Source organism: Reella acinonychis (assembly GCF_052384575.1).
Classification (GTDB): domain Bacteria; phylum Pseudomonadota; class Gammaproteobacteria; order Enterobacterales; family Pasteurellaceae; genus JBQSUQ01.
In genome coordinates this window covers 1-8330 of sequence record NZ_JBQSUQ010000023.1, presented here as the reverse complement: position 1 = coordinate 8330, position 8330 = coordinate 1, and the positions used below count along the sequence as shown (strand labels likewise).

Annotated in this window: 7 protein-coding genes; 4 read left to right on the top strand and 3 right to left on the bottom strand. The window is 35.9% G+C overall.

The genetic code is table 11. The features are described from left to right. Positions 1-197 precede the first annotated feature (197 nt). Entirely contained in the window at positions 198-863 is a 666-nt protein-coding gene (locus tag ACT2CV_RS09705) for a trimeric intracellular cation channel family protein (protein WP_464972784.1), read from the top strand. Between the two features lie 7 nt (positions 864-870). Next, positions 871-1326 (top strand): ribosomal protein S18-alanine N-acetyltransferase, encoded by a 456-nt coding sequence (gene rimI / locus ACT2CV_RS09700; protein ID WP_464972783.1) that lies wholly within the window; start codon positions 871-873, stop codon positions 1324-1326. Between the two features lie 5 nt (positions 1327-1331). On the opposite strand, the gene ACT2CV_RS09695 is transcribed toward rimI, so the two are convergent. The 3 genes from ACT2CV_RS09695 to ACT2CV_RS09685 all read right to left on the bottom strand — a co-directional run bounded on the left by ACT2CV_RS09695 (position 1332) and on the right by ACT2CV_RS09685 (position 5009). Further along, complete coding sequence (locus tag ACT2CV_RS09695; RefSeq protein WP_464972782.1) at positions 1332-1643, bottom strand: RnfH family protein; 312 nt, start codon at positions 1641-1643, stop codon at positions 1332-1334. A gap of 12 nt (positions 1644-1655) precedes the next feature. Next, positions 1656-4574, bottom strand: a complete 2919-nt coding sequence (glnE, locus tag ACT2CV_RS09690; protein ID WP_464972781.1) for a bifunctional [glutamate--ammonia ligase]-adenylyl-L-tyrosine phosphorylase/[glutamate--ammonia-ligase] adenylyltransferase — start codon at positions 4572-4574, stop codon at positions 1656-1658. A 126-nt stretch (positions 4575-4700) separates the two neighbouring features. Next, positions 4701-5009, bottom strand: a complete 309-nt coding sequence (locus ACT2CV_RS09685; RefSeq protein WP_464972780.1) for a DUF5339 domain-containing protein — start codon at positions 5007-5009, stop codon at positions 4701-4703. A 468-nt stretch (positions 5010-5477) separates the two neighbouring features. Between ACT2CV_RS09685 and ACT2CV_RS09680 the strand changes: the two genes are divergently transcribed. Together ACT2CV_RS09680 and cydB are read left to right on the top strand one after the other, a co-directional pair. Beyond that, entirely contained in the window at positions 5478-7040 is a 1563-nt protein-coding gene (locus ACT2CV_RS09680) for a cytochrome ubiquinol oxidase subunit I (RefSeq protein ID WP_464972779.1), read from the top strand. 14 nt (positions 7041-7054) lie between these two features. Next, positions 7055-8191 carry a cytochrome d ubiquinol oxidase subunit II gene (gene cydB, locus ACT2CV_RS09675; RefSeq protein ID WP_464972778.1) on the top strand — a complete coding sequence of 379 codons (1137 nt, stop codon included), beginning with the start codon at positions 7055-7057 and terminating at the stop codon, positions 8189-8191. The last annotated feature ends 139 nt before the right edge of the window (positions 8192-8330 follow it).

Sequence of the window (8330 nt, the reverse complement as noted above, 5' to 3'; positions counted from 1 at the left end):
TAGGACACCGCCAGGTTTTGAATAAGAGAGAAAGAGAATCCCAGTCAGAGATGGCTGGGATTTTTTGTATGTTGAAAAAGCAGAAACAAAAAACAGAAAAAAGTGCGGTGGGAAATTTTAACGTTTTTACTGTGTTTCATTGCTTGTTATAAGCTGTTTCGCTAGAATTAAGTGGATATTTTATTTGTGAATTTATTATGTTACTTCTAACCCTTTATATTATAGGAATCACTGCAGAGGCAATAACAGGTGCTTTAGCAGCTGGTCGTGAAAAAATGGATATTTTTGGTGTCATCATTATAGCTTCAATGACAGCTATTGGTGGGGGGACGGTTAGAGATGTCCTATTGGGGCATTATCCTTTGGGATGGGTTAAGCATCCAGAATATTTTTTAATTGTTGCGACCGCAGCTGTATTAACAGTATTTATAGCTCCTCTTATTCGCCATTTTATGCGCTATTTTCGTACCATCTTTTTAGTTTTGGATGCCTTAGGGCTGATTGTCTTTTCAATTATTGGTGCAGAAGTCGCTTTAGAAATGGGGCATGGTTATACTATTGCGATTATTGCTGCGATTATTACAGGTGCATTTGGCGGAGTGCTACGTGATTTACTTTGTAACCGTATTCCTCTCGTGTTTCAAAAAGAACTGTATGCTAGTGTGGCTTTATTAGCGACTTGTATCTACATTTGTTTGAAAGAATTTGCTGTGCCTGATGATATTGTTATTATTGTTACTTTATTGAGTGGATTTATCATTCGCTTGCTCGCTATTTATTTTGAATGGGGATTACCTGTATTTGATTTTCAAGAAAAAGAAGAAAATACCCTAAATGATCAATTACCTAAAAAGCGTTTATAAATAATTTATGTCAGAGTCATTACAAATCATACCTTTAGAAGAATCTGATTTTGAACAGATTTTTGCAATAGAACAGGCTGCTCATGAAGTGCCTTGGTCGATAGGGACATTAAAAAATAATCAAGGCGAACGTTATCATAATTTAAAAGTATTATTGGATGAGAAAATTGTTGGTTTCGCTATTTGCCAAGTGGTGTTAGATGAAGCAACTTTATTCAATATTGCAATTGATCCTAAGTATCAGGGCAGAAAGTTTGGCGCTAAGCTGCTTTTGGCTCTCATTGAGCAGCTCAAGCAGAGAGGCATTGCAACGCTTTGGCTTGAAGTAAGAGAAAGTAACCAGAAAGCAATTGCTTTATATGATAGCTGCCAGTTCAACCAAGTAGATATTCGTAAGAATTATTATCCGACAAAAGAAGGTAAACGCGAGAATGCGATTGTGATGGCGGCATATCTTTTCTAGCTTTTCTATTTGGATTTCTTATTTTCTGCTTCTTTGGCTTGTTGTTCTGCGCGTTGGCGACGAATCTCTTTAGGATCTGCAAGTAACGGGCGATATATTTCTATGCGATCGCCATCTGAAACAATGTCCGTTAATTTTACTGGGCGGCTAAAAATACCAATTTTATTCTTACGAAGATCAATCTCAGCATATTGTTGTAATATGCCCGATTGTAAAATTGCCGCTTGCACAGTGGTTTGCTGCTCTACAATAAGTTTCTTTAGAAAGTATTTATCTGGATAAGCGTAAGCTATTTCAATATTAATTGATGTTGTCATGTTATTTTTCTTTTATTTGTTAAATATATCCGACCAAATCTTCTGAATTATTGACCGCACTTTTATGAATTCATCCGCATTGACTTCGGAATTTAAGCCAATTAAATTCAAATGATGAATATGATTTCTTAAATCAGTATAACAACCTTTAAGCTGTTCGGCTTGTTCAAGTGAAATCACATTATTGGTTGCCATCACTTCAAATATGCGTACATTATCAGACCAATAAGCTAAGTCAGGATTATTAGGCGAATAAGCTAAGACCAAGTATTGTGCTATAAATTCGATATCAATGATACCCCCCATATCCTTTTTTATATTAAATTTATGTGGGTCAGAAGATTGTTGGGATTGATACATTTTATTACGCATTTCAATGACATCTATTTTTAATTGCGCAATATTTTTGGGGCGAGCAAGAATAGATTGGCGAATATGGTTAAAATGATTTTGCAATTGTTGATCGCCATATATAACGCGAGAGCGTACTAATGCTTGATGTTCCCATGTCCAAGCTTCATTTGCTTGATATTGTTCAAAAGCTGAAATTGAGTTACAAATTAAACCAGCCTCACCAGCGGGGCGTAAACGAAGATCTACATCATAAAGCACGCCTGCGCTAGTATTCATACTAAAAATACTAACAATTTTCTGTGCTAAACGAAGGTAGAATTGAAAATTATCGACACTTTTCTTTCCACCTGTGGTCTGCCCTTGTACGCCATCATAGAGAAAGACTAAATCTAAATCAGACTTATAGCCGAGTTCAATTCCACCTAATTTGCCGTACCCGATAATTAAGAATCCTTTTTCATTTGGTTCTAAATGAGGTGGTACACCAAAACGAGCAGTAACCTGTTGCCATGCTAATTCAACGACAGAATTAATGATGGCTTCAGCTAAATACGTTAAGTGATCACTCACTTTCATTACGGGGAGTACGCCCAAAATGTCTGCAGCAGCAATATGCAATAAGGTTGCTTGTTTAAATTGACGTAATCCGTTAATGAATTGTTCTTCATCATCTTGAGGTAGACGAAGTAAGTATTGATGTAGTTCAGAGGGATATTGCTCAAAAGAAATCGGATTATAGAGATTTTTCTGATCCAATAGCTCATCCAATAAAATTGGGTGCTTGGCAACTTGCTCTGCAATCATGTCTGATTTTGAGCAAAGAGCAACTAATTGGGTTAAAACTTGTGGGTTTTCAAGTAATAGTTCTAAATAAGTGGTACGAGTGAGAATTTTCTCTACGATATTGAGCATTCTTGGCAATAGCGTCAAATAATCGGCATGAGCGAAAATTTGGCTAAATAATTGTGGGAGAAGTTTATTTAATGCTTCTCTTCCCCTTGGACCAATTGATTTATGTTGTAATTCATAACGGAATGAATTTAATTTATCTGAAATAACCTCAAAGTGTTGTTCATCAATTTGATTCTCTCTTAGCAATTCAGTTAATTCTTCCTGATCAATGTCCAGAAAATCTTGCCAAACATTTTCTTCTATTGGATCTTTGTCGTTCTCATCACCGATTAATTGATTAAAAATGTGTTGAACATTGTTTTGATGGTACTGTAATTGGCTAGAAAAACTTTCCCAATCTTTAATAGGATAGTTAATGTTTATCACTTGTTGCTGTGCGTTTAATTGTGTAAATTCAGCACAAGCGGCAATTAATCTCTGTTGGTCTATTGGATTAGCAGGGAGTTCTTGCGTTTGTTTATCATCGATAGCTTGTAAACTGTTTTCTACTCGTCTTAAAAAGAGATAAGCTTGGCGTAACTGCTCGCTCTGTTCAGTGCTAATTAAGGAAAGGCAGCTTAACTCTGGCAGTAATTTTAACAATTGCTGTTGTTGTAACGTGATTTCTCTCCCTCCACGCATCAGTTGAAATACTTGCACAATAAATTCAATTTCGCGAATTCCTCCAGGACCGAGTTTTATATTATTTGCTAAACCTCGGCGGCGAATCTCTCGTGAAATTTTGCCTTTCATTTCTCTTAAAGACTGAATAACGCTGAAATCAATATAGCGTCGATATACAAAAGGTCGCAGTAATTGTTGTAAATGCTTAGCATGTTGATCTTCTGGATCTAGCCCAAGTATTCGCCCTTTGATCATGGCATATCTTTCCCAATCACGCCCTTGTTCTTGGTAATAGCTTTCCATGGCATTAAAACTTAGCGCTAATGCACAGCTGTCACCGAATGGTCGCAAACGCATATCCGTTCGATATACAAAACCATCTTCAGTAAGTTGATCTAATGCATTGATTAATCGTTGTCCTAGACGAGTAAAGAATTTTTGATGATCAACAGAGCGTCTTGCGCCAACTGTTTCTCCGTTGGAAGGATAGGTAAAAATCAAGTCAATATCCGATGAAAAATTAAGCTCAAATCCACCTAATTTCCCCATGCCTAAAATATAAAGTTGTTGTGGTTTTCCTCGCTCATCTAATGGTGTGCCCATTTCCTGACACGCTTTTTCATAGAGCCAATTGCGAGCAAAAATAATCAAGCTCTCAGCTAGCTGTGATAATCGGACAAAAATTTGTTCTACGCTAGCCAAATTTAAACTTTGGCAGATACTCAGCCTTGCCATTTCTTGATGACGGTATTGGCGTAGTGCTTTGTAAAATTGTTCTTCACTTTCAATTTCATCAAAAACTTGCTGTAATTGTTGTGTATAAAAGGATTGCGAAGGGAGTTGAAGTGGTTTTTGTAAACATTCTGCAAAAAAGTGCGGTTGTTTTTGGAAGACTTTTTTCACAAAATCAGACATACCAATGGCATAGCTCAATTGTTCAATCCGATTATTATCTGAACAATATATCTGAATAAAATCCGCCGAAAAATGCGGAGAATGTTGTTCAACATGGTATTCAATTAAAGCAAAAAGTGGAGATGTGTCAGATAAATGTAATTTCATAACAAGGATGCGAGAATAGAATAACTACTGTTATTATCAATGATATTCGCATTTTTGGGAAGTTGGATTTTGCTTATAATGAAAAAGCCTAGCGATAAAGCTAGGCTATAAAGAATATGATAAAAATTAGTCTTTGTTTTTATCAAGATGACTTAATTTTGCTAAACCTTGGTCACAACTCTTAATTTGTGTTGCCACTTCCATTTGTAAAATTTGTTTTTTACTTTGGTTTAATTTATTTTGAATTTTGCTTAGTTGTGTATGTGTGCCAGGTTGGCGCTGTGCTTCAACAAGCAATTTATCCGTTTCTTTGAATAATTGTTGACACTGAACAGGAATAGCTTGTTGATCATTTTTCTCCACTGAAAAAGCAGAGAAACTCATAAAAATAAATGTAAAAAGTGCGGTTAATTTTATAGTTATTTTAGCCGGCATAATTAGTTTTCCTTTTAAGCTTTTAATTTTTAAAAGCATATTTTCTTTTTTATAAAATATTGCTTGGCGAACATATCAGAATTTTATATATAAGTCTAGCTTTTTTACGACTTTTATCTAGCTTTATATTTATTACCAAAATGATGTTTTAGTTGCAAAAATGTTAATAAAATCTATAATTTGCGACAGATCAAATATCATGGATATGGTAATTTTGATTTATTTTTGATTTAAATTCGAAAATGTGATCGATGTAGCATTTTTTCTGTTTTTTATCCTTATAAAAAGTAGTAGAATGCTACCGATCTTGGGTTATTTTGATAATGTTTTCTACAAAGTAGTGAATGTTGTGAAAATAATTTGTGCAAAAGATTACTTATGATGTAATGTCAAAAGTGAAATTTGGGGTGATTACTTATTGGAAGTAATCGGATGTAATCTTGTAGAAAATTTACAAGGAGTTGCGAGATGTTAGACGTTGTTGAACTCTCTCGTTTGCAGTTTGCATTAACTGCGTTATATCACTTCTTGTTTGTACCATTAACATTAGGTCTTTCTTTCCTTGTTGCTATCATGGAAACGGTCTATGTGATGACAGGCAAACAAGTGTATAAAGATATGACAAAATTCTGGGGTAAGTTATTTGCTATTAACTTTGCTCTTGGGGTAACAACTGGTATCACAATGGAATTCCAATTTGGTACTAACTGGTCATATTATTCTCACTATGTAGGCGATATCTTCGGTGCACCATTAGCAATCGAAGCATTATTAGCTTTCTTCTTAGAATCAACCTTCGTTGGTTTATTCTTATTCGGTTGGGATCGTTTATCAAAAGCAAAACATCTACTTGCAACTTACTGTGTCGCGATTGGTTCAAACCTATCAGCAATGTGGATTTTAGTTGCTAACGGTTGGATGCAATACCCTGCAGGTTCAGAATTTAATTTTGAAACCATGCGAATGGAAATGACAAGTTTCCTTGATTTATGGTTAAACCCAACGGCTCAAGCAAAATTCTTACATACCTTATCATCTGGTTATGTTGCAGCTTCAATGTTTGTATTAGCAATTAGCGCGTTCTATATTTTAAAAGGACGTGATATTGGTTTTGCAAAACGTTCTTTCGCTATTGCATCCGCATTTGGTATCGTTGCAACGGGTGGTGTAGTAATTTTAGGTGACGAATCAGCTTATGATATCGTAAAAACTCAGCCGGTTAAATTTGCTGCGATGGAAGCAGAATGGCATACTCAACCTGCACCAGCATCTTGGAATTTATTAGCAATGCCAAATCAAGCTGAACGTAAAAATGATATGGAAATTTCAATTCCAATGATGGGCGGTCTTATTGCCACTCGTTCATTTGATGGTCAATATCCAGGTTTGATTGAATTAGAAGCACGTAATGAAAATCGTGTTCGTAATGGTATGCTTGCTTATGGTTTACTAGAAGAATTACGAGCGCAGAAAAAAGCGGGTCAACTTGATGAGCAAACTAAAGCGAAATTCTTAGAAGTCCGTCAAGATTTAGGCTATGGCTTATTATTAAAACGCTATACAGATAAAGTTGTAGATGCAACTGAATCTCAAATTAAATCTGCTGCACAAGACAGTATTCCTAATGTTGCACCATTGTTCTGGTCTTTCCGTATCATGGCAGGCTTAGCTGGTGTGATTGGTTTATTAATCCTTGGCGCATTCTTATTAGCACTACGTGATAAAGCACATAAAACGCCATTATTACTTAAAGCGTTATTATGGAGTTTACCATTACCATGGATTGCGATTGAGTCAGGTTGGTTCTTAGCGGAATATGGTCGTCAACCATGGGCAATCACAGATGTGTTACCTGTTGGTGTTGCAGCTTCAGATTTAGGCACTGGTGATCTTTGGTTCTCTATTATCCTAATCTGTGCGCTTTACACCGTATTCTTAGTGGCTGAAATGTATTTAATGTTCAAATATGGTCGCTTAGGACCAAGCTCATTAAAAACAGGTCGTTACTATTTTGAGCAATCAACTAAATAAGTAGGAGTTGGAAGATGATTGATTATGAAATTCTACGCTTTATTTGGTGGGTGCTTGTTATTGTCTTGTTAATCGGTTTTTCGGTTACAGATGGTTTCGATATGGGTGTTTTAACTTTATTACCATTTACAGGTAAAAAAGAAGTTGAAAAACGTATTATGCTTAACACCATCGCACCTCACTGGGATGGTAACCAAGTATGGTTATTAACCGCAGGTGGTGCTATGTTTGCTGCATGGCCAATGGTATATGCAGTATCTTTCTCAGGTTTTTACATCGCAATGATTTTGGTTTTAGCTGCCTTATTCTTCCGTCCTGTCGGTTTAGAGTATCGCGCTAAAATTGAAAGCCCAACATGGCGTAAAGCATGGGATATTGGTTTATTTGTTGGTGGTTTTGTTCCTTCACTTGTGTTTGGTGTAGCATTTGGTAACTTATTACAGGGTGTACCATTTGAATTTAACGATATTATGCAAGTGAAATATACTGGTTCATTCTTTGAATTATTAAATCCATTTGCATTACTTTGTGGTTTAATTAGTTTATCTATGTTAACAACACAGGGTGCAGCATGGTTACAAATGAAGACCACAGCAGATTTACGTAAACGAGCAAGATCTGTTAGCCAAGTTGGTGCATTAGCGACATTAGTCACTTTTGTATTAGCGGGCGTATGGTTGTTCTTCAAAGATGGTTTCGTTGTAACAAGTGTTATTGATCACAATGCAGTCTCTTCACCATTAGGTAAAACGGTGGCGATTGAATCTGGTGCATGGTTCAAAAATTACAATGAAATGCCAGTATTATACGTGTTCCCTGCGTTAGCGGTTGTGTCTGCATTGTTAAATATGGCGGCTTCAAAAGCAGATCGTTCAGGTTTTGCATTCTTATTCTCATCATTAACAATGGTAGGTATCATTGTAACCTGCGGCGTAGCGATGTTCCCGTTTGTAATGCCATCAATTACTTATCCAGAAATGAGTTTGTTAATGTGGGATTCAACATCTAGCCAATTAACACTTCAATTAATGTTAATTTTTGCGTTAGTGTTTACCGTTATCTCATTGTCATACACAATTTGGTCATACATGAAAATGTTTGGTCGTATTGATGAAAGCTTCATTGAAGAAAACAAAAACTCATTATACTAAGGAGACGAATGATGTTTTATGCAATTTGGATAGTGGGTGTTATGTTCGCCATCTGGCTTAGTGTCAAAGTTGTCACTGGCTTAGAAAATAAAGGTAAATTTGACGAATAAGTCAAAGACTAAAGTAAAAATCCACCTTC